Genomic DNA, 22,124 nt, shown 5'->3' on the forward strand with positions numbered 1-22,124 from the left:
ACGTCCACCGCAGTCCATCGAACCGGGGCCCGTACCTCGATGTCCGTGCACAGCCATTCGGCAGCCCATCACGACGCCGCTGCCACCGCGCCGTTCGACCCGGCCCACCCGCCCGAGTTTCCGCGCCACGTGGTGACCGCGGTGCTCGTCTCCCACGACGGCGCCCGCTGGCTGCCCGAGGCGCTCGCCGGGCTGCTCGGCCAGGAGCGCCCCGTGCAGAACGCGGTGGCGGCCGACACCGGCAGCGCGGACGACTCCGCCCAGCTGCTGACCGAGACGCTCGGCGCCGACCGCGTGCTGCACCTCGCCCGGCGCACCGGCTTCGGCCAGGCCGTCGAGGAGGCCGCCCGCAGCGCCGCCGTGCTCACCCCGGACGACCTGCCCTACCTGAAGCGCCCCAGCGGCTGGGACCCCGTCACCCGCACCTGGCGCGACGACGCGTACGACATGCCGGACCTCCCGCACGGCGAGCCCGAGCAGTGGCTGTGGCTGCTGCACGACGACAGCGCCCCCGAGCCGGACGCCCTGGCCCAGCTGCTGCGGGTCGTGGAGAACGAGCTGGAGCTCGGCAGGGAAGTCGCCGTCGTGGGCCCCAAGCTCCGCGGCTGGTACGACCGCCGTCAGCTCCTCGAAGTCGGCGTCACCATCGCCAACTCCGGCCGCCGCTGGACGGGTCTGGACCGTCGGGAGCAGGACCAGGGCCAGCACGACCACGTCCACCCCGTGCTGTCCGTGTCCACCGCCGGCATGCTGATCCGGCGCGATGTCTTCGAGCAGCTCGGTGGATTCGACCGCAGACTGCCCCTGATGCGCGACGACGTCGACCTGTGCTGGCGCGCCCAGGCCGCCGGCCACCGCGTCCTCGTCGCCCCCGAAGCGGTCGTACGGCACGCCGAGGCGGCCTCCCGCGAGCGCCGCACCGTCGACTGCGTGGGCCGCACCTCCGCGTCCCCGCACAAGGTCGACAAGGCGGGCGCCGTCTACACCCTCCTCGTCAACGCCCGTACGGCACAGCTGCCTTGGATCCTGATCCGACTGGTCCTCGGCACCCTGCTGCGCACGGTCGCGTATCTCGTCGGCAAGGTCCCCGGACAGGCCGTCGACGAGATCCGCGGCCTCCTCGGCACCCTGCTGCGCCCCGAGCGGATCATCGCGGGCCGCCGCAGGCGCGGCCGGCCACAGGTCGACAAGGGCGAGCTGCGCGCGCTGTTCCCGCCGCCCGGCGCGACCGTGCGAGCCACGGTCGAGCAGGTCGCGAGCAACCTGGTGGGCCGCTCCGACCCCGAGGTCGCCGCCGGTGCCGGACGGCACGGCGGCGCGGTCGAGTCAGGACCGGGCGGCGACGACGCCGACTTCCTGGAGATCGAGCAGTTCGCCCGGCTCAAGCGGGTCGCCCGCAACCCCGGTCCGATGCTCTTCCTCGTGCTGCTGTTCGTCTCGCTGCTCGCCTGCCGTGAGCTGCTCGGCGGCGGGGCGCTCGCGGGCGGCGCGCTGCTGCCCGCGCCCGCCGACTCCTCCGAGCTGTGGTCGCACTACCTCGACGGCTGGCATCCGGTGGGCGCGGGCGGCACCCAGTCCGCGCCGCCCTACCTCGCGCTCGTCGCGCTGCTGGCCTCGCTGCTCCTCGGCTCCACCGGGCTCGCGGTCACCGTGCTCCTGGTGGCCTCCGTGCCGCTGGCCGGTTTCGCCGCGTACTTCGCCTCGCGGCCCCTCGTCGAGTCGCGCCTGCTGCGCGCCTGGGCGTCGGTCGCCTACGCCTTCCTGCCCGCCGCCACCGGCGCGCTCGCGGGCGGCCGCATCGGCACCGCCGTCCTCGCGATCCTGCTGCCGCTTCTCGCGCGCGCGGGCATCGCAGCGAGCGGCCTGACCCACTCCTCCGGAGCGCGCGGCAGCTGGCGCGCCACTTGGGCGTACGCCCTGCTGCTCACGTTCATCACGGCGTTCACCCCGATCGTGTGGCCCATCGCACTGGTCCTCGGGATCGCGCTCCTCGCCGTGCGCCGGAACGAGATCACCGCCTATGGGCTCCGTTTCCTGGCCCAATTGGGCACGCCGCTGCTGATCCTCGCCCCCTGGTCGCTGACGCTGCTCCCGTTCGGCTTCTTCAAGGAAGCCGGTCTGGAGTACGGCGACAGCGCGGCCTCCGCGCTCGATCTGCTCGGCGCCAGCCCCGGCGGCCCCGGGACCGTCAGCGGGCTGATGCTGTTCGGCATCGTGCTGGCCGCACTGGCCGCCCTGATGCGCACGCAGCGCCAGGCGGGGATCTGGACGGCCTGGGCGGTCGCCCTGGTGGCACTCGTCTTCGCCGTCCTGTCGAACAGCTCGACGTGGGCCGGCCCCGCCACCCTCGTCTACGGCCTCGGACTGCTCGCCGCCGCCGCGATGGGTGCCGACGGGGCACGCGCGCGCGTGGCCGAGCAGAGCTTCGGCTGGCGCCAGCCGGTGGCCGCGCTCATCGTCTTCGCCTGTGCTGCCGGGCCGCTGCTCGTCGCCGCCGGATGGATGATCCGGGGCGCCGACGGGCCGGTGGAGCGCCGGGACCCGGTGCAGGTGCCCGCGTTCGTCGCCGAGGAGAGCGGTACCCGCGACCAGGCCCGCACCCTCGTCCTCGACAGCCGCTCGGCCGCCACGGTCGGCTACACCCTCGTGCGCGGCTCCGGCGCCCGCCTCGGCGACGCCGAGCTCGCTGCGGCAGACGGCGCGAACAAGAAGCTCGACAAGGTCGTCGCCAACCTCGTGGCCGGCTCCGGCGCCGACCAGGCCGACGAGCTCGGCGGCTTCGCCGTGCGCTACGTCCTCGTCCGCAAGGGCGCGCCGCGCGAGGTGAGCCGCGTCCTGGACGCCACGCCGGGCCTGACCCGGCTCAGCCAGCAGGACGGCAGCGCCCTGTGGCGCGTGGACCAGCAGGTCTCGCGCGCCGCGATCGTCCCCAAGTCCGGCGACTCGCTGTCCATCGCCGCCGGACCCGTCGAGGTGCACACCACCATCCCCACCGGAGCCGAAGGCCGCGTTCTGCGCCTCGCCGACACGGCCAACGAGGGCTGGACGGCGACCCTGGACGGAAAGCCGCTCACCCGCACCACGGTCGACGGCTGGGCGCAGGGCTTCGAACTGCCCAGTAGCGGCGGCAAGTTGGACGTCACCTTCGAGGCGCCGGTGAGCCACACCGCCTGGCTGTGGGCGCAGGGCTCGCTCGCCGTCGTTCTCGTGGTGCTCGCCCTGCCCGGGCGGCGCCGGGACGTCGACGACGACCTCCCCGAGGCGCAGGCCGTGCCCGCCCAGGACGTCACGGGCGAGGGCCGCCGCGCCCGCCGCCTGCGCGCCCAGGCCGAGGCCGAGCAGGCCGAGCAGACCGCCGAGGACGTGGACACCCTGCCTCCTCCGGAGGAGGAGGCCCCGGCCGTCCCCGCCGCCGTCCCGCAGCAGCAGGCGTACGGCGAGTGGGACACATCGAGCTACGCGGGCGCCGAATACGGCACCTACGGCGGCGAGCAGTACCAGGGCGGGCAGCAGTACCCGGCGGGCACCTACGAGCAGCCGTACCAGGCGGACCCCTACCAGGGCGGCCAGTACGACCCGTACGCGTACGGGGGCACGACACCGTACGACCAGACGTACGGCCAGGGCTACGACGCGACCGGCCAGGGCTACGACCCGGCGCAGCCCCAGATGCCCGCGCAGCCGCCGCACGGCACCGACAGTGAGCGCCCCGACGGGAGCCAGCAGTGAACCGCACCACCCTGTCCCTGATCGCCGGCGCGACCGCGCTCGCCGCCGTCACCGGATTCGCCACGCTCTCCGCGCCGTCCGCCTCCGGCGGGCACACCGCCGAGGCGGCCGCACGGCTGCCCGTGGAGCGCACCAGCCTGCTCTGCCCGCAGCCGAGCACCTCCGACATCGCGGACACCGCGTACACGTCGTTCACACCCGTCTCGAAGGGCACGAGCGCCGACGGCAAGGCCGAACTCCAGGCGGCGACCGAGGAGTCGGGGGACGGGTCCGGCGGCCAGAAGAGCGGCAAGAAGGCCGCCAAGCCCGTCGTGGAACCCAAGGAGCCCGGCAAGCCGGCCACCGGTGACAGCTCGGGCGCCGAGGCGCCCGCCCTCGTCGGCACCGCCGGGGGCAAGTTCGCGCCCGGCTGGACCGTCCAGGAGACCACCGAGGTCGCCGCGGGCACCGGGCGCGGTCTGCTCGGCACCAACTGCACCGCCCCGGACACCGAGTTCTGGTTCCCGGGTGCCAGCACCGCCGCCGAGCGCACCGACTACGTGCACCTGACCAACCCCGACGACTCCGCCGCCGTTGTCGACATCGAGCTGTACGGCAAGGACGGCACCCTCAAGTCGACGGTGGGCGACGGGATCACGGTCCAGCCGCACTCCAGCGAGCCGATCCTGCTGAACACGCTCACGGACGACCCGCAGACCAACCTCACCGTGCACGTGAAGGTCCGCAGCGGCCGCGTCGGAGCCGCCGTGCAGGCACTGGACGACAAGCTCGGCGGCGACTGGCTGGCCGCCTCCGCCGACCCCGCCGGCAGCCTCGTCCTGCCGGGCATCCCGAAGGACGCCACGTCCGTTCGTCTGGTCGCCTTCGTGCCCGGCGACGCCGACGCCGACCTGAAGGTACGCCTCGCCTCGCCCTCCGGGCTGATCACTCCCGCGGGGAACGAGACGCTGCACGTGAAGTCCGGCATGACGTCGGCGATCGACCTCGGCGACGTCACCCGGGGCGAAGCGGGCTCCCTGGTGCTCACGCCCACCGGCACGTCGGTGCCGGTCGTCGCCGCCCTGCGCGTCGTGCGCGGCAAGGGCGACAAGCAGGAGACCGCGTTCATCCCCGCCACCAGCCCGGTCGGCGCGCGCGCGACGGTCGCCGACAACAGCTCCAAGGGCTCCACGCTCGCCCTGACCGCCCCCGGCCGCACCGCCCAGGTCAAGGTCACCGCGTCCGCGGGCAGCGAGGGGGGTACGGCCGCGACGAAGACGTTCACGATCAAGGGCGGGACGACGCAGAACGTCGAGGCACCGGTCCCGAGCGGCCTCAAGGGGACGTACGCCCTCACCGTCGAGCCGGTCTCCGGAGGCCCGGTCTACGCCTCCCGGATGCTCGCGGCCACCGAAGAGGGCGTGCCCGGCTTCACGATCCAGACGCTCCCGGACGACCGCGGAACGGTGGCGGTGCCGGAGGCGGAGCAGGATCTCTCGGTGCTGTTGAAGAAGTGAGCCACCGGTAGTGATCCACCAGGTCCTCCACGAGGACTCCCTGGTTTTGATCCGTCAGGTCCTACAAGAGGACCCTGAGGTAGTGATCCACCAGGTCCTCCACGAGGACCCCCTGGTTTTGATCCGCCGGGCCCTCCACGAGGTCCCGGCGGTTCAGTCCTCGCCGTACCGCGGATCCACCGTCTCCGGCGTCAGCCCCAGCAGCTCCGCGACCTGCTCCACGACGACCTCGTGCACCAGGGCGGCGCGCTCGTCACGGCCCTTGGTGCGGATCTCGACCGGGCGGCGGTAGACGACCACGCGCGCGGGGCGGCCCTCTCGCGCGGGGATCGTGCCGCCCAGGGGCACCGCCTCATCGCTCCAGCTCTCACTCGAGCCCTCCAGGCGGGGCACTTCGAGGACCAGGAAGTCGATGTCGGCGAGCTGTGGCCAGCGCCGCTCCAGCCGCTCCACGGAGTCCTGGACCAGGTCCGCGAACACCTCGGCGCGGCTCGCGGAGAGCGGCACCTGGGGCGGCGCCACGGGGCCGCGCATGCCCCTGCCATGGCGGTCACGACGGCGGGGCCCGGGTGCGGCGGCGCGGGGCTGTACGGGGTTGTCCATCACTGACGAAGAGTAGTCCCCGCAAGGTCCGGGTGCCCGGCCCCCACGCGGCCGCCCCCGCACCGGCGGCACCCGGCGTGGTGATCAAGCAGACGGCATCCGGCGCGGTGATCATGTCGGCAGCGGGAAGGCCCGGTGATCACAACGGCGGTACGAAGTCAGGTGATCATGCGCGATGTCGCTCGATGACCATTCCGGCCAAGGTTGGGCTCGATTCCGTATCCCTCCAAGACCGCCGCTCACATGGCAATTGACGTGGTTTGCACCAAGTGGTGACCGGATTCAGGTCTGTTCGGGATCTCGGAATGTGATGTCGCCCCAGGTCAGGGCGGGATGCTCGGAGCTTTGTGTGGGCGGTCTCACAGCACGACACGGTGGGGTGACGTGGGGGAGAGTCGTCGCGGCCCGCTCAAGAGTGCGGTACCGTCCAACGTCGTGAGCCCTGTACGTCGCTGTTCGCGCACCGCTTGCGGCCGCCCCGCCGTCGCGACGCTGACGTACGTCTACGCCGACTCGACCGCGGTCCTCGGCCCGCTCGCCACCTACGCCGAACCCCACTGTTACGACCTGTGCGCGGAGCACTCCGAGCGCCTCACCGCGCCGCGCGGCTGGGAGGTCGTCCGGCTCGCCGACGCCTCGGGTCCCTCCCGCCCCAGCGGTGACGATCTGGAGGCGCTTGCCAACGCGGTGCGCGAGGCGGCCCGGCCGCAGCAGCGCGCCGCGGAGGCCGGCGGCAGCGGCGGCGCCCGCTCGGCGGACCCCATGGAGGTCGCGCGCCGCGGCCATCTGCGGGTGCTGCGCTCGCCGGACAACTGAGCGCTCCGCACTCGTCCGCACGCCGTTTCCCGAGTCCCCGTGCGCCATCCCGGAACGCGGCTTCCCCGTACGCCGATTTCACGGAGCGGCGCACACCCATTGACGTGAAGTTGTCGCGGACACGACCATTCCGTTTGCCGTGAGAAATCGCTTTCCGCATCACGGAAACCGGGGAGGCGCCCGTGTACGTCCAGGAACTGAAACCCGTCGCCGACTCGCTCGGCCTGTCCGCCCTCGTCGCTGCCCTACCCCTCGTCATCGTGCTGGTCCTGCTCGGCGGCGTCCGCATGAAAGCGCACCGGGCCGGGCTCATCGGCCTGCTGGCAGCCGCCGTGGTCGCCTGGCTCGCGTACGGCATGCCGGTCGGCCAGACGCTCTCCAGCGCCGCCCAAGGCGCCGTCTTCGGCCTCTTCCCCATCCTGTGGATCGTCGTCAACGCGCTGTGGGTGTACCGGATGACGGTCCGCACCCGGCACTTCGACATCCTGCGCCGCTCGTTCGGGCGGCTGTCCGACGACCCGCGCATCCAGGCCCTCGTCGTCGCCTTCTGCTTCGGCGCACTCCTGGAAGCTCTCGCGGGCTTCGGGGCGCCCGTCGCGATCTGCTCCGTGATGCTGGTCGCGCTCGGCTTCGACCCGGTGCGCGCGGCGGTCGTCGCGCTCGTCGCCAACACCGCGCCGGTCGCCTTCGGCGCCATGGGCACACCGGTCGTCACGCTCGCCCAAGTCACGGGCCTGCCCCTGGATTCCGTCGCCTCCGTAGTGGGCCGTCAGACCCCGCTGCTGGCCCTCGTCGTGCCCCTCGTGCTCGTCGGCCTGGTCGACGGCCGGCGCGGGCTGCGCGAGACCTGGGTGCCCGCCCTGGTGTGCGGAGTCGCCTTTGCCGCCGCCCAGTTCGCCGCCTCGAACTACGTCTCCGCGCAACTCGCCGACATCGGCGCCTCCTTGGCGGGCGCGGCCGCCCTGGTCGCCGTACCGCACGCGCGCAGGCCCGCCGCCGAGCCGGTAAGGGCCGCGGTCCTGACCGGCGTACGCAGCGAGGACCTGGACGAGGAGGACCCGCGGCCCGAAGTCGTGCGCGCCTACGCCCCGTACGCCCTGATCGTCGCCATCTTCTCGATCGCGCAGATACCGGCGGTGAAGGACTGGCTGGCGAAGGCGACGCGCGTCTTCGACTGGCCGTTCCTGAATGTCGTGAACCCGGACGGCGATCCGGTCGGCGGCAATGTCTTCACGCTGCCCCTGGTGTCGACCGGCGGCACCCTCGTGCTCCTCGCCGGGCTGTGCACGGCCGTCGTCCTCGGGGTGCACGCGCGCGTGGCGGTCGAGGAATGGGCGGCGACCGTACACGAGTTGAGGTTCGCGATCCTCACCGTCACGTCCGTGCTGGCCCTCGCCTACGTCATGAACCTCTCCGGGCAGGCCGCCACGATCGGCCACTTCGTGGCGGCGGCCGGCGCGGGGCTCGCCTTCCTGTCACCCGTTCTGGGCTGGTTCGGCGTGGCCGTCTCCGGCTCCGACACCTCGGCGAACGCCCTTTTCGGTGCCCTCCAGGTGAGCGCGGCCAGGGAGTCGGGACTGTCTCCCGAACTGCTCGCCGCCGCCAACAGTTCGGGCGGTGTGCTCGGCAAGATGATCTCGCCGCAGAACCTGACCATCGCGTGCGCGGCGGTCGGGCTCGCGGGCCGCGAGGGCGACCTGCTGCGCAAGGTGCTGCCCTGGAGCGCCGGACTGCTGTTGATCATGTGTCTGATCGTGGTGGGGCAGAGTTCGCCGGTCCTGGAGTGGATGCTGCCCTGACGGACCGGGGCGGTCCTGACGGGCGGCGTTTCCCCCAGGTGACGGATGTGCGTCCGCTCAGCGGCCCGACAGCGGACTGTCGGTCGGGACGGGTAGTTTGGGGCGACCGAAGTGGACTCCTGGAGGGTTGGCCGTGACTGCTGATCTGTCGCAGCTCGTGAAGGCGTACGACGTACGCGGTGTGGTCCCGGACCAGTGGGACGAGTCGTTGGCCGAGCTGTTCGGGGCGGCCTTCGTCCAGGTGACCGGAGCGGAAGCCATCGTGATCGGGCACGACATGCGGCCCTCGTCGCCCGGGCTGTCGCGGGCCTTCGCGCGCGGTGCGGCGGCGCGCGGTGTCCACGTGACCGAAATCGGCCTGTGCTCCACGGACCAGCTCTACTACGCGTCGGGCGAGTTCGACCTGCCGGGCGCCATGTTCACGGCCTCGCACAACCCCGCCCAGTACAACGGCATCAAGATGTGCCGGGCGGGCGCGACCCCGGTCGGCCAGGACACAGGCCTCTTGGAGATCCGCGAACTCGTCGAGTCCTGGCTCGACTCGGGCGCCCCGGAGGCCTCGGACGTGACGCCGGGAACGATCACGCAGCGTGACACGTTGGATGATTACGCGGCGTACCTCCGCGGCCTCGTCGACCTGACCTCGATCCGCCCCCTCAAGGTCGTCGTCGACGCGGGGAACGGCATGGGCGGGCACACGGTCCCCACGGTCTTCGCCGGCCTGCCCCTGGACCTCGTCCCCATGTACTTCGAACTGGACGGCACGTTCCCCAACCACGAGGCCAACCCGCTCGACCCGGCGAACATCGTGGACCTCCAGAAGCGCGTGCGCGAGGAGGGCGCCGACATCGGCATCGCCTTCGACGGCGACGCGGACCGCTGCTTCGTCGTCGACGAGCACGGCGACCCGGTCTCGCCGTCCGCGATCACCGCGCTGGTGGCCTCCCGCGAGCTCGCCAAGCACGGTGGCGGCACGGTCATCCACAACCTGATCACGTCCTGGTCCGTCCCGGAGGTCGTCCGGGAGCAGGGCGGCAGCCCGGTCCGTACCCGTGTGGGCCACTCCTTCATCAAGGCCGAGATGGCCCGCACCGGCGCGATCTTCGGCGGCGAGCACTCCGCGCACTACTACTTCCGCGACTTCTGGAACGCCGACACGGGCATGCTGGCCGCCCTCCACGTCCTCGCCGCCCTCGGCGGCCAGGACGGCCCGCTCTCCCAGCTCGTAGCCGAGTACGACCGCTACGTGGGCTCCGGCGAGATCAACTCCACGGTCGGCGACCAGGCCGCCCGCCTCGCCGCCATCAAGGGCACGTACGGGGACCGCGAGGGCGTCGGATTCGACGAACTCGACGGGCTCACCGTCACGGCCGGGGACTGGTGGTTCAACGTCCGTCCGTCCAACACCGAGCCCCTCCTCCGGCTGAACGCGGAGGCGCGCGACGAGGCGACGATGGCGAAGATCCGGGACGAGGTGCTGGAGATCATCAGGGGCTGAGGGATCGCAGCCGTCCAAGCTGCATGCCTGCCGTCAGGGACGGTACCCGTCCCAAGGAGAGCGGCACCCCGTACAGCGCCGGGTTCGCCGGCCCACCCCCTGCGCCGCCCCCGACCCCGGGTACCCGTCAGCGTCGGCAACCGGGGAACGGGCAACCGCACTCCGCACAAGCCAGCGCCGCGCCCCGGCGGTACTCTGACCAGGCCGCATCCACCCGTTCGAAAGGACACCACATGCCGCTCGAAGCCGGCCTCCTGGAGATCCTCGCCTGCCCGGCCTGCCACGCCCCGCTCAAGGAGCAGGAGAGCGAGCTGATCTGCACGGGAGGGGACTGCGGCCTCGCCTACCCCGTCCGGGACGGCATCCCCGTACTGCTTGTCGACGAGGCCCGCCGCCCCGCGTAAGCGACACAAGGCGGCGCGCCTGCGCGACGCATCGAAGCGCCGCACAACGCGACGCACCAGGCGACACACCGGCGATCGGAGGCTGCCGACCCCATGCTCGACGAATCGCTGCTCGACGACCCCGAAGCGCTCGCCAGAGCCGACCGGCGGGCGCTGCTCCGCGGCGCCGCCGAAGCCGGCGCCCGCGTGCGTACCGCGGTCCGGCACGCCACTGAGGCCGGGATCCCGGACCTGAAGCCGGATGGCCGCCCGCGCGCCGTCCTGATCGCGGGCCCCGGCATGGCCGCCACCGGCGTCGCCGAACTGCTCGGCACCCTCGCCGGAGCGAGCTGCCCCCTGACCCGCCTCACCCCCACCGGTGTCGCCCCCGCCGCGGGCGCCCTGCGCTGGGAGCTGCCCGGCTGGGTGGGCTCGGTCGACCTCCTCCTGGTCGCCACACCGGACGGCACCGAACCAGGCCTCGAACTCCTGATCGAGCAGGCCTACCGGCGCGGCTGCACCGTCGCCGCCGTGGCCCCGGCCCGCTCCCCGCTGACCGAGTCGGTGGACGGCGCGCACGGCCTGTTCGTACCGATGGCGACAGCCCCGTACGAGCAGGACGAACCCCTGGCCGCGTCGGCACCCGGCGTCCTGTGGGCGCTGCTCACCCCGCTGCTCTCCCTCCTCGACCGCACCGGCCTCGTCTCGGCCCCGCCCGAGGACCTGCAGAAGGTCGCCGACCGCCTCGACCACATCGCCGAGCGCTGCGGCCCGGCCATCGCGACCTACAGCAACCCGGCCAAGACGCTCGCAGCCGAGCTGGCCGAGGCCCTCCCGGTGATCTGGACGGAGGGCACCTCGGCGGGCCCCGCGGGCCGCCGTTTCACCGCCGCGCTCGCCGAGCTCGCGGGCCGCCCCGCGCTCACCGCCGAACTCCCGGAGGCGCTCGCCTCCCACAGCGTGCTGCTCGCCGGCGCACTCGCCGCCGGCGCCGACCCCGACGACTTCTTCCGTGACCGTGTCGAGGAGGCACAGGCCCTGCACGCGCGCGTGGTCCTGCTCCGCGACCGCCCGATCGGCGGAATCAGCGCGGCGCCCGCCGCCCGCGAACTCGCCCTCAGCCACGACACCTCGATCAGTGAGCTCGAACCAGACGAGGGTGGCGAGCTGGAGACCCTGGCCGAGCTGATCGCCATCACGGATTTCGCCGCCGTTTACCTGGCGCTCGCTTCGGGGGCCTGATCTTGACTCCGACACCCTGACCTTCGTACGCGGAGAAGCGCCACCGTGACGTTCGTCCACGGAGGCAGGACCCGCGCCGCCCGCGTCGTACCCAGAAGGAACCGCAGAGACCGTATGGACCGCCTCGACAACACCATCCGCCCCTATGCCTGGGGTTCGACGACCGCGATCCCGCAGCTGCTCGGCGTGGAGCCGAGCGGTGAGCCGCGGGCGGAGATGTGGATGGGCGCCCACCCGGGCGCACCCTCGCGCACCGCGCGCGGTCCGCTCAACGAGGTCATCGACGAGGACCCCGAGCAGGAACTCGGCCGTGCGGCCGCCGCCAAATTCGGCCCCCGCCTGCCGTTCCTCCTGAAGATCCTCGCCGCCGGCGCCCCCCTCTCCCTCCAGGTGCACCCGAACCTGGAGCAGGCCAAGGAGGGTTACGAGGACGAGGAGCGCCGCGGCGTCCCGATCGACGCCCCGCACCGCAACTACAAGGACGCCAACCACAAGCCCGAACTCATCTGCGCCCTCACGGAGTTCGACGGCCTGTGCGGCTTTCGCGCCCCCGACGAGGCCGCCGAGCTCCTCGCGGGACTCGACGTCGACTCCCTCAAGCCGTACGTCGACCTGCTGCACGCGCACCCGGAGGACGCGGCGCTGCGCGAGGTCCTGACGGCGGTGCTGAGCGCCGACCCCGACGAGATGGCCCACACGGTCACCGAGACCGCGGCCGTCTGCGACCGCCTCGGCGGCGCCTACGCCCCGTACGCCGACCTCGCCCACCACTACCCGGGCGACCCCGGCGTCATCGCCGCCATGCTGCTCAACTACGTGCGACTGCAGCCCGGTGAGGCCCTGTTCCTCGGCGCGGGCGTTCCGCACGCGTACCTGAACGGCCTGGGCGTCGAGATCATGGCCAACAGCGACAACGTCCTGCGCTGCGGCCTGACGCCCAAGCACGTCGACGTCCCCGAACTTCTGCGTGTCGTCCGCTTCGAGGCGAGCGATCCCGGCGTACTGCGCCCGGAGGCTTCCCCCGACGGCGAGGAGGTCTATGAGACCCCCATCGACGAGTTCCGCCTCTCCCGCTACGTCCTGGCGGAGGGCGCCACCCCGCAGGACCTCACCCGTGAGACCCCGCAGATCCTGCTCTGCACGGCGGGTTCGGTACGCGCGGACGGCATCACGCTGACCCCCGGCCAGTCGGTCTTCGTACCGGCCGGCGAAAAGGCCGAAGCGTCCGGGAATGGCACGATCTTTCGCGCCACAGTGGTGGCCTGATGGGGTAACTGTGGTGGCCTGAGGCGCCGCTGTCGGACCGGGCTGCAAGAATGGCCCGTCGCAAAGGGCTGGCAAAGGCCCGGCGACGGACAGAGGCGAAGGCGAAGGGACACCCCGGACACATGAGCGCGTCAGGCGGCACCAAGGCGATCGTGGCGGCACTCGGCGCCAACCTCGCGATCGCGGCATCGAAGTTCGTCGCGTTCGCCTTCAGCGGCTCGTCGTCGATGCTCGCCGAGGGCGTCCACTCGCTCGCCGACTCCGGCAACCAGGCCCTGCTCCTGATCGGCGGCAAGAAGGCCCAGCGCGAGGCGACTCCACAGCACCCGTTCGGCTACGGACGCGAGCGCTACATCTACGCCTTCCTCGTCTCGATCGTCCTCTTCTCGGTCGGCGGCATGTTCGCCGTCTACGAGGGCTACGAGAAGATCAAGCACCCGCACGAGATCGAGCACTGGTACTGGCCGGTGGGCGTCCTGGTGTTCGCGATCATCGCTGAGAGCTTCTCCTTCCGCACGGCCATCAAGGAGTCCAACGAGCTGCGCGGCACGCACTCCTGGTCGCAGTTCATCCGTCGCGCCAAGGCCCCCGAACTGCCGGTCGTCCTCCTGGAGGACTTCGGCGCGCTCATTGGTCTGGTCCTCGCGCTCGGCGGCGTCGGCCTGGCCCTGCTCACCGGCGACGGCATCTGGGACGGCATCGGCACGGTCTGCATCGGTGTCCTGCTCATCCTGATCGCCCTGGTCCTGGCGGCGGAGACCAAGTCCCTCCTCCTCGGCGAGGCCGCGGGCAGCGACGAGATCAAGAAGATCGAGGACGCCATCGTCGACGGCGATACCGTCACCGGCATCATCCACATGCGCACCCTCCACCTCGGCCCGGAGGAGCTCCTGATCGCCGCGAAGATCGCCGTCCAGCACGACGACACGGCCGCCGAGGTCGCCTCCGCGATCGACGCCGCCGAGGCCCGCATCCGCACCGCCGTCCCGATCGCCCGCGTGATCTACCTGGAGCCGGACATCTACAGGGAGGCGGAGGCGGCCAAGGGCCCGGACCCCGAGGCGACGCCCGGGGGACCGGCGCAGTCGCACTGATTTCTTCCTGTACGTGACGGGGGCCCGCCTGGAGTTGTCCAGGCGGGCCCCCGTCGTACGTCCGTCAGACGCACACGGCCGTCCGTCACACCTGCACGGCCGTCCGTCAGACCTCCACGGCCCACGGCGGCATCGGCGGCATCGCGCGACTCCGCCGTCGTACGACGAAGGCGGCGATCGCGAAGCCGACCCCGGCGAGTACGACGGGCACCCCGAGCATCCCCGTCACCGCGAGTGCGACGGGCACCGCGCGCTCGTCCGTCACCCGTCCCCGCACCGCGCCGACGGGCACCGTCCCACCGTGGTCACTGCTGAAGAAACGGGAGTCCCTGGCATTCAAGCGGTGATCGCCGAGCAGGAACAGCCGCCCCTCGGGCACCTTCACGTCGTACGGCCGGTGCGTTCCGTCGGCGATGCCTTCCTGCACGTACGACTCGTCGAGCGGCTTCCCGTTGACGGTGATCCGCTCGTCGGCTCCCTCGCCCGCGCAGCACACCACGCGGTCGCCGCCGACCCCGATGACGCGCTGGATGACGCTCAGGCCAGGTCCGTAGCGTTCCGGCGCGGAGTACAGCACCACGTCGCCGCGCCGTACCTCGGACCCGTCGACGCGCTCGAAGACGAGCCGCTCACCGACGGTGTACGTGGGCGTCATGCTCTCGCTCTGCACCATGGCCGTCGTATACGCACCCCGCGCGTACATGAAGGACCCGATCAGCATCACCAGCCCCAACGGCCCCAGCACCCACGCCGTGACCGCCAGCCCTCGACCCCTGCGCATCCCCAACCCCTCCCCGCACGGCACTCCCGCGCGCGCAGAGGCTAGCGGTTCGCTGTGAACGTACGACGGCGGGCCCCGAGCCTTCCGGCTACGGGACCCGCCATGGCCAGGACGGCTACTGGATCTCGCCCAGCACGCCGAGGATCGCGCGCTCGTCCTCCGCCGCCGTCAGCCGCTCCCGGAACCCGGGATCCATCAACTTCCGCGACAGCAAGGCGAGGATGCGCAGATGCTCGTCACCCGCGGCCGCCTCCGGTACGGAGATCATGAAGACCAGCTTGGCCTTGGTCCCGTCGAGCGCACCCCACTCGATGCCCTCGGCGGACCGCGCGAACCCGACGACCGGCGCGGTCACCGCGTCCGTCTTGGCATGTGGAATCGCGATCTCTTCCCCGAGCCCCGTCGTCCCCTGCTCCTCCCGCCGCAGGGCCGTCCGCACCAACTCCTCCAGGTCGGCGACCTTCCCGGTGGAGGCCAGCAGCCCGGCCATCTCCCGAATCGCGGACTCCTTGTCCCGGGATTCGAGCCGAACCTTGACGGTCCGCTCGGTGAGGTAGCCGGAGAGGACTTCGGAGTCGGCGCTGTCCGAAGGGGTGCCGGACGTCGTTTGTACGGCGGTGGCGGTGGCGGTGGCGGTGGCGGTGGCCGTGGCCGTGGAAGTGGCGATGCCGGCGCCCACGCCGGCGAGCGCGGGCTCGGGCGCGCGCCGAGGCGTGGGCACTGGCGCCTCCCCGCGCCGCTTGCGCTCGCTGAGGTCGACCAGGGTGACGGTCGTCAGCGCCGTCACCGCCGTGCCGATGAGCACGGCGACGAAGAACATCGGTACGCCGCCCACGGCACCCAGCACCGCCACGATCGGCCCGCCGTGCGGGACCGCGTCCTTGACCCCGGCGAGCCCGGCGACCGCTCCGGCGACCGCGCCGCCGAGCATGTTCGCGGGGATGACCTGCGCGGGCCGCGCGGCCGCGAACGGGATCGCGCCCTCGGAGATGCCGAAGCAGCCCATGAACAGCGAGGCCAGCCCGGTCTCGCGCTCCTGCTCGGTGTAGAGCCGCTTCCGGATCAGCGTCGCCAGGCCCTGCCCGAGCGGCATGACGGGGATCGCGGCCGCGCACATGCCCATGACGGTCTGATTGCCGGTCGCGATGAGCCCGGCACCGAAGAGGAAGGCCGTCTTGTTGACCGGACCGCCCATGTCGAACGCGATCATGAGGCCGAGAATCGCGCCGAGCAGCACCGCGCTCGTCCCCGTCATCCCGCTCAGCCAGCTGGTCAGATGCTCGAAGACCCAGGAGATGGGCTTGCCGATGACGTTGATGAAGAAGAGGCCGAGCGCCGTCGTCGCCACGATCGGGATCACGATGATCGGCATGATCGGCTGCACGAACTTCGGGACCCTGACCTTCTTGATCCACAGCACCAGATAACCGGCCAGGAACCCGGTCACGATCGCCCCGATGAAGCCCGCGCCCGCCTTGGAGTCGTACAGCGAACCGGTGTTGGCGATCCAGCCGCCGATCATGCCGGGAACCAGCGCCGGCCGGTCCCCGATCGCGTACGCGATGTAGCCGGACAGGATCGGCACCATCAGCGTGAAGCCGATGACACCGATGTTGTTGACGTCCATCCAGAAGGAGTCCTTCGGGATGACCAGGCCGCCGGACGGGTCCGTGTGCCCGCCGAGCGAGAGGGATATCGCGATGAGCAGCCCGCCGACCACGACGAACGGGATCATGTAGCTGACCCCGTTCATCAGCGCCTTGTACGCCAGGCTCCGCTCCCTGCCGCCGCCGCTCGTCGCCTCGGCGGTGGCGCCCGCGGTGTGCACGGGCGCCGACCGCACCCGCTCGATCAGCCGCTCCGGATGGTGTATCCCCTCGGCTACCCCGACGGTGATGACCCGCTTCCCCGCGAACCGGCTCAGGTCCACGTCCTTGTCGGCAGCGACGATGACGCCGTCCGCCGTCTTGACATCGTTGTCATCCAGTGCGTTTTCGGCCCCGATGGATCCCTGGGTCTCCACCTTCATCTCGATGCCGAGGCGCTCCGCAGCCTGCGCGAGCTTCTCGGCCGCCATATAGGTGTGGGCAATGCCGGTCGGGCATGCGGTCACCGCGAGCAGCTTCAACCGGTTCTGCTCGCCGCCGCCGTTGCCCGTGGGGGGAGGGCCGGCCGGACTGGTCACGTGGATCTCCTAACGCCTTTGATGCCTTCATCACGCGGAACGCCGCCCGGACGCCCCGCAAGATCGCTCGCACGGCCGCGATCTCCCCGCATCCTGCAACACCCCAGCCCAGGATCAAAAGCTCCGAACGTCCGTGAATGCCCAGGTCTGATGGCCCCTGTTGGCCCTGCCGAGGACAGGCTGTTATCGATCCCGAGGACGTTCCGTTATCGGCCTGATGCCTGCGCACGGCACCCCGTGGTGTCCGGAGGCGGACTGGGGAGGGCTGGGCCCACCGGTGTAGCTTGGTGCCTGAGCCAGACGTCGCTGCTGATGGCGGTCGGGCGGTCCCACCGCGGACCGGCCGAGGGAGAGAGGGCCTCCGACGGACTGCGCTGCGCGCACCAGGCACTCGTGTGCCGTGCTGGGCACGTCCGTGCCTCGCTCGGGCATGCGTATGCCAGCCGCCGCGCAGACCAGCCGTATTCACCTCGCCCCAATCCCGAGGAGCAGCTCGCAATGACGACTGTCGACAACCGACAGGACTTCAAGGTCGCCGACCTCTCCCTGGCCGCCTTCGGCCGCAAGGAGATCACCCTCGCCGAGCACGAGATGCCCGGCCTGATGTCGATCCGCAAGGAGTACGCCGAGGCGCAGCCCCTCGCGGGCGCCCGCGTCACCGGCTCCCTGCACATGACGGTGCAGACCGCCGTCCTCATCGAGACCCTGGTCGCCCTCGGCGCCGAGGTCCGCTGGGCCTCCTGCAACATCTTCTCCACCCAGGACCACGCCGCCGCGGCCATCGCGGTCGGCCCGAACGGCACGCCCGAGAACCCTCAGGGCGTCCCCGTCTTCGCCTGGAAGGGCGAGACCCTGGAGGAGTACTGGTGGTGCACGGAGCAGGCGCTGACCTGGCCGAACAGCCCCACCGGCGGCCCGAACATGATCCTGGACGACGGCGGTGACGCCACCCTCCTCGTCCACAAGGGCGTCGAGTACGAGAAGGACGGCAAGGTCCCCTCGGTCGACACCGCCGAGTCCGACGAGCACCGCGTCATCCTCGAACTGCTGCACCGCACCATCAGCGACGGCTCGCAGAAGTGGACCCAGCTCGCCTCGGAGATCCGCGGCGTGACCGAGGAGACCACCACTGGCGTCCACCGCCTGTACGAGATGCACCGCGACGGCACCCTGCTGTTCCCGGCGATCAACGTGAACGACGCCGTCACCAAGTCGAAGTTCGACAACAAGTACGGCTGCCGCCACTCCCTGATCGACGGCATCAACCGCGCCACCGACACGCTCATCGGCGGCAAGACCGCCGTCGTCTGCGGCTACGGCGATGTGGGCAAGGGCTGCGCGGAGTCCCTGCGCGGACAGGGCGCCCGCGTGATCATCACCGAGATCGACCCGATCTGCGCCCTGCAGGCAGCGATGGACGGCTACCAGGTCACGACCCTCGACGAGGTCATCGACAAGGCCGACATCTTCGTCACCACGACGGGCAACAAGGACATCATCATGGCCTCGGACATGGTCAAGATGAAGCACCAGGCGATCGTCGGCAACATCGGTCACTTCGACAACGAGATCGACATGGCCGGTCTCGCGAAGATCCCGGGCATCGTCAAGGACGAGGTCAAGCCGCAGGTCCACACCTGGAAGTTCCCCGACGGCAAGGTGATCATCGTCCTCTCCGAGGGCCGCCTGCTGAACCTGGGCAACGCCACCGGTCACCCCTCCTTCGTGATGTCCAACTCGTTCGCGGACCAGACGCTGGCCCAGATCGAGCTGTTCACCAAGCCCGAGGAGTACCCGACCGATGTCTACGTGCTGCCCAAGCACCTGGACGAGAAGGTCGCCCGCCTCCACCTCGACGCGCTCGGCGTGAAGCTCACGACGCTCCGCCCCGAGCAGGCCGCGTACATCGGTGTCGAGGTCGAGGGCCCGTTCAAGTCGGACCACTACCGCTACTGAGCACCCCGCACAGCACCCGGCCGAGCAGCGGTACCACCGCTCGGCGTACGGATGTCAGCAGGCCCTCGCCCCCGTGGCGGGGGCCTGTCCCCGATGAGGACCTGAACGCCCATGCCCCGCGGCCGCTATTCGCTCCATGATCCGCACGATCACACCCCCCTCGCTGAAGAGCACTTCCACTGCGCGCCCGGCCCCTCCGGCTGGCGCTACGTCTCCCAACTCACCACCCCCTCGGGCGACCAAGCCGGTTCCGTCGACCTCGCCCTCGACGACCTCGGCCGCCCCATCCGTCTCGAACTGCACGCCGCGGGCTGGCAGGTCCGCGGTGCCGCCCTCGACGGCGTGACCTGGGTCCGCACCGACCCCACGGGCACACAGGCCACCGAAGGCAATGTCCGCGCCCACGCCTTCACCGGCGCGTCCCCCGCGTTCCTCATCGCCACCGCCCGTCTCCTTCGCCTCACCCCCTCCGCCTCCGCGACCCGCGTACGCCTCGTAGCCTTCACGGACCCGGTCCTCGCCCCGCGCACCCTCGACCAGTCCTGGGCCTTGATCTCGAGAGAAACACACGCCACTGACAGCGGCCCGCTGGCCGTGGACGAATATCAGGTCACAGCGCTGGACACGGGCGAGCAGCACGCCGTGCACATCTCGGGAGACGTGGTGCTCGCGGCGCCCGGCATCGAACTGGAACACCTCGAATCACCGCCGTCGGTGTTCTCCTGACGACGACGTCCCGACGTACATCCGGCGGCTATGCCCTGGCGGGCTACGTCCTGGCGCTCGGGGATGCCTCTCGCGGCCCGTCCGAGCCGCGACGGCTGGTTACGCGGGCGGCACGAAGCCCGTCGCGGGGCGATCGGCGTGGTCGGCCCGCGGCGGGGCGGGTCGGGGTGCTTGCGGCGCCTGTTGCGACGTCGCCTCGGGAATCGCTGACGGTGCAGGCGGTGCCGACGGGTACGGGTAGGGGGGTGCGCCCGGGTTCTGCGCCGCCGGCCCGACCGCGCTCGGCACCCCGGTCGGGTACCCACTCGGGCCCGGGTGCGGGTATCCACCCGGGCCTGGACGAGTGATCCCGGGCGCCCCGTTCCCGAACGCCCGCCGAGCCTCCCGCGTCTGCCGCTCCTGCATCACCGCCGCCAGATACGCGGCCGCCGGAACCCCCTGCGGCGCCGGAGCCCCCGTATGGCCGGCTAGATCCATGGCCAGCCGTTCCGCCATCGCCCCACCGACCTGCGGATCCAACTGGTGCATCCGTGTCAGGTACTGGCGGATGGCCAACCACAGCCCGTCCGGCACGGCGGAAAGATCAAGTCCGGAGAACCGACCCGCCAGCCAGGGCGGCGGCGGAGGCACGAAGGGCATACGGCCGACCGGAATCCTCTCCCGTACGACGAGAGTCCCCGCGAACACGTCACCGAGCCGCCGCCCCCGCGCCGACACCAGCGAGGCGATGCACGCGACGATTCCGAACGTCATCAGAATCTCGACCACCCCGACGGCACCGCGCACCAGCGCATGCCGGAACCGGATCGGCCCTCCGTCGTCGCGCACCACCCGCAGCCCGCACGCCAGCTTCCCGAGCGAGCGACCGTGGCTGAGCGTCTCCACCGCGATCGGCCCGCCGACCAGCACGAGAACGAAGCTCGCGATCGAGATCGCGAGCTGCGCCGCATCGTCCAGCCCGGCCGTCGAAGCCACCAGACCGATGGTCACGATGACATAGACAGCCACGGTCACGATCAGGTCGAGCAGCACGGCCAGCGCCCGGCTCGGCAGCTTCGCGGGGCGCAACTCCAGCGCCACCGCCTCGCCCGTCACTAGCTCACTCACGCTCGCCGTCCTTCCCCTGACCTGCCCCGAGAACGGCCAGTCTGCCAAGCTGAGGGCACATCGCGCCGCAGTACGACAAGCTGACACTCACGACGAACAGCCGAGGAGCAGCCAACCCGATGGACCTCGACGTCTTCGTGTCCGCCCACCGCGCCGAGTGGGACAGGCTCGACGCCCTGCTGCGCCGCCAGCGCCGCCTCTCCGGAGCCGAGGCCGACGAACTCGTCGCCCTGTACCAACGCACCGCCACCCACCTCTCTCTGATCCAGTCCAGCGCCCCGGATCCACAGCTCACCGGCCGCCTCAGCCAACTCGTGGCACGCGCGCGTAGTGCGGTGACAGGCACCCGCCGTGCCTCCTGGCGCGATGCCACCGGCTTCCTGACACGTGGCTTCCCGGCGGCGGTCTACCGCTCGCGCCACTGGTGGGTGCCCACGGCACTCCTCTCCACTGTCATCGCGGCCCTCCTGGGGTGGTGGATCGCTACGCACCCCGAGGTCCAGTCCTCGATCGCCGCCCCCAGCGAGCTGCGTGACCTCACCCGCCCTGGTGGCGAGTACGAGACCTACTACTCCAGTCACCCCGCCGCCTCCTTCGCGGCCCAGGTGTGGACGAACAACGCCCAGGCCGCTGCGATGTGCCTGGTCCTGGGCGTCTTCCTGGGCATCCCGGTCCTCTGGATCCTCTTCCAGAACATGCTCAACCTCGGAGTCGGCATCGGCCTGATGTCCTCGGCCGGCCGCCTCGACACGTTCCTGGGGCTCGTCCTCCCACACGGCCTGCTGGAACTGACCGCCGTCTTCGTCGCCGCGGGCACAGGTCTGCGGCTGGGCTGGACCGTGATCGATCCCGGACCGCGCTCCCGCCGCACCGCGCTCGCAGAAGAGGGCCGAGCCGCCCTTGGCATGGCGATAGGCCTGGCGCTGATCCTCTTCGTCTCGGGCGCCATCGAAGGCTTTGTCACGCCGTCCGGTCTCCCCACCTGGGCCCGCATAGGCATCGGAATCGCGGCTGAACTGGCCTTTCTCGCGTACGTCTATGTCCTGGGCGGTCGTGCGGTACGTGCCGGCGACACGGGTGACGTCGACGAGTCCGAGCGCAGCGCCGTCCTCCCGACGGCTGCCTGATGTGCGCGCACACCCGCTGACCTGCTAGTCTCCTCTTCGCCCCACAAGAGCCGTTGACACGGAGCGAGTGGGGAGGTAGATTCGAACAGTTGCCTAGAACTGGACATGTCCGGTGGCAGCAGTTAGTGTCTGTCTGCTTCCGGAAACAATCGATTTCCGGGGAGCCACTCCCGATGATTCAGAAATGGTTGCCGGTCAGTCCGGCCCAAAACTTCTGATAAAGTCGGAACCGCCGGAAAGGGAAACGCGAAAGCGGAAACCTGGAAAGCACCGAGGAAATCGGACCGGAAAACGATCTGATAGAGTCGGAAACGCA

General features: G+C 71.2%; 16 protein-coding genes. 12 read left to right on the top strand and 4 right to left on the bottom strand.

All coding sequences use genetic code 11. The annotated features are described in order from the left end of the window. The first annotated feature begins 39 nt into the window (after window positions 1–39). Both ACZ4RZ_RS26635 and ACZ4RZ_RS26640 read left to right on the top strand, forming a co-directional pair. Window positions 40–3,729 carry a glycosyltransferase family 2 protein gene (locus tag ACZ4RZ_RS26635; RefSeq protein ID WP_467748200.1) on the top strand — a complete coding sequence of 1,230 codons (3,690 nt, stop codon included), beginning with the start codon at window positions 40–42 and terminating at the stop codon, window positions 3,727–3,729. Continuing rightward, window positions 3,726–5,225 (top strand): DUF5719 family protein, encoded by a 1,500-nt coding sequence (locus ACZ4RZ_RS26640; RefSeq protein ID WP_467748202.1) that lies wholly within the window; start codon window positions 3,726–3,728, stop codon window positions 5,223–5,225. The genes ACZ4RZ_RS26635 and ACZ4RZ_RS26640 overlap by 4 nt, the downstream gene beginning before the upstream one ends. Before the next feature lie 153 nt (window positions 5,226–5,378). Here ACZ4RZ_RS26640 and ACZ4RZ_RS26645 read toward each other — a convergent pair whose 3' ends face one another. Then, entirely contained in the window at window positions 5,379–5,828 is a 450-nt protein-coding gene (locus ACZ4RZ_RS26645) for a metallopeptidase family protein (protein WP_467748204.1), read from the bottom strand. 333 nt (window positions 5,829–6,161) lie between these two features. On the opposite strand from ACZ4RZ_RS26645, the gene ACZ4RZ_RS26650 reads away from it, so the two are divergent. The 7 genes from ACZ4RZ_RS26650 (at window position 6,162) to ACZ4RZ_RS26680 (ending at window position 13,926) form a co-directional block, all read left to right on the top strand. Further along, on the top strand, window positions 6,162–6,644 hold the full coding sequence (locus ACZ4RZ_RS26650; RefSeq protein ID WP_467748205.1) for a DUF3499 domain-containing protein: 483 nt from the start codon (window positions 6,162–6,164) through the stop codon (window positions 6,642–6,644). Window positions 6,645–6,826: 182 nt separating this feature from the next. Next, complete coding sequence (locus ACZ4RZ_RS26655) at window positions 6,827–8,443, top strand: L-lactate permease (protein WP_467748207.1); 1,617 nt, start codon at window positions 6,827–6,829, stop codon at window positions 8,441–8,443. A 133-nt stretch (window positions 8,444–8,576) separates the two neighbouring features. Next, window positions 8,577–9,941, top strand: coding sequence for a phosphomannomutase/phosphoglucomutase (locus tag ACZ4RZ_RS26660; RefSeq protein ID WP_467748208.1), 1,365 nt, complete (start codon window positions 8,577–8,579; stop codon window positions 9,939–9,941). A gap of 233 nt (window positions 9,942–10,174) precedes the next feature. After that, window positions 10,175–10,345, top strand: coding sequence for a Trm112 family protein (locus tag ACZ4RZ_RS26665; RefSeq protein WP_099501666.1), 171 nt, complete (start codon window positions 10,175–10,177; stop codon window positions 10,343–10,345). A 93-nt stretch (window positions 10,346–10,438) separates the two neighbouring features. Further along, window positions 10,439–11,566: an SIS domain-containing protein gene (locus ACZ4RZ_RS26670; protein WP_467748210.1), complete on the top strand. Its 1,128-nt coding sequence runs from the start codon at window positions 10,439–10,441 to the stop codon at window positions 11,564–11,566. 114 nt (window positions 11,567–11,680) lie between these two features. Then, complete coding sequence (gene manA, locus ACZ4RZ_RS26675; RefSeq protein ID WP_467748212.1) at window positions 11,681–12,832, top strand: mannose-6-phosphate isomerase, class I; 1,152 nt, start codon at window positions 11,681–11,683, stop codon at window positions 12,830–12,832. A 122-nt stretch (window positions 12,833–12,954) separates the two neighbouring features. Then, on the top strand, window positions 12,955–13,926 hold the full coding sequence (locus tag ACZ4RZ_RS26680; protein ID WP_467748213.1) for a cation diffusion facilitator family transporter: 972 nt from the start codon (window positions 12,955–12,957) through the stop codon (window positions 13,924–13,926). A gap of 106 nt (window positions 13,927–14,032) precedes the next feature. Here ACZ4RZ_RS26680 and lepB read toward each other — a convergent pair whose 3' ends face one another. After that, the gene (gene lepB / locus ACZ4RZ_RS26685) at window positions 14,033–14,707 is read right to left on the bottom strand and encodes a signal peptidase I (RefSeq protein WP_467748215.1); all 675 of its coding nucleotides are present in this window, start codon (window positions 14,705–14,707) and stop codon (window positions 14,033–14,035) included. Window positions 14,708–14,822: 115 nt separating this feature from the next. Continuing rightward, window positions 14,823–16,892, bottom strand: coding sequence for a fructose-specific PTS transporter subunit EIIC (locus ACZ4RZ_RS26690; protein ID WP_467748217.1), 2,070 nt, complete (start codon window positions 16,890–16,892; stop codon window positions 14,823–14,825). Between the two features lie 498 nt (window positions 16,893–17,390). Between ACZ4RZ_RS26690 and ahcY the strand changes: the two genes are divergently transcribed. After that, on the top strand, window positions 17,391–18,848 hold the full coding sequence (gene ahcY, locus ACZ4RZ_RS26695; RefSeq protein WP_467748219.1) for an adenosylhomocysteinase: 1,458 nt from the start codon (window positions 17,391–17,393) through the stop codon (window positions 18,846–18,848). 111 nt (window positions 18,849–18,959) lie between these two features. Then, a complete protein-coding gene (locus ACZ4RZ_RS26700) occupies window positions 18,960–19,574 on the top strand; it encodes a hypothetical protein (protein WP_467748221.1) in 615 nt (204 codons plus the stop codon). 99 nt (window positions 19,575–19,673) lie between these two features. Here the strand turns inward: ACZ4RZ_RS26700 and ACZ4RZ_RS26705 are convergent, their stop codons facing one another. Further along, a complete protein-coding gene (locus tag ACZ4RZ_RS26705; protein ID WP_467748223.1) occupies window positions 19,674–20,681 on the bottom strand; it encodes an RDD family protein in 1,008 nt (335 codons plus the stop codon). A 119-nt stretch (window positions 20,682–20,800) separates the two neighbouring features. Here ACZ4RZ_RS26705 and ACZ4RZ_RS26710 point away from each other — a divergent pair, with 119 nt between their 5' ends. Continuing rightward, a complete protein-coding gene (locus ACZ4RZ_RS26710; RefSeq protein WP_467748225.1) occupies window positions 20,801–21,808 on the top strand; it encodes a stage II sporulation protein M in 1,008 nt (335 codons plus the stop codon). Window positions 21,809–22,124 lie beyond the last annotated feature (316 nt).

The sequence above is a fragment of the Streptomyces sp. NPDC027189 genome (genome assembly GCF_055566975.1).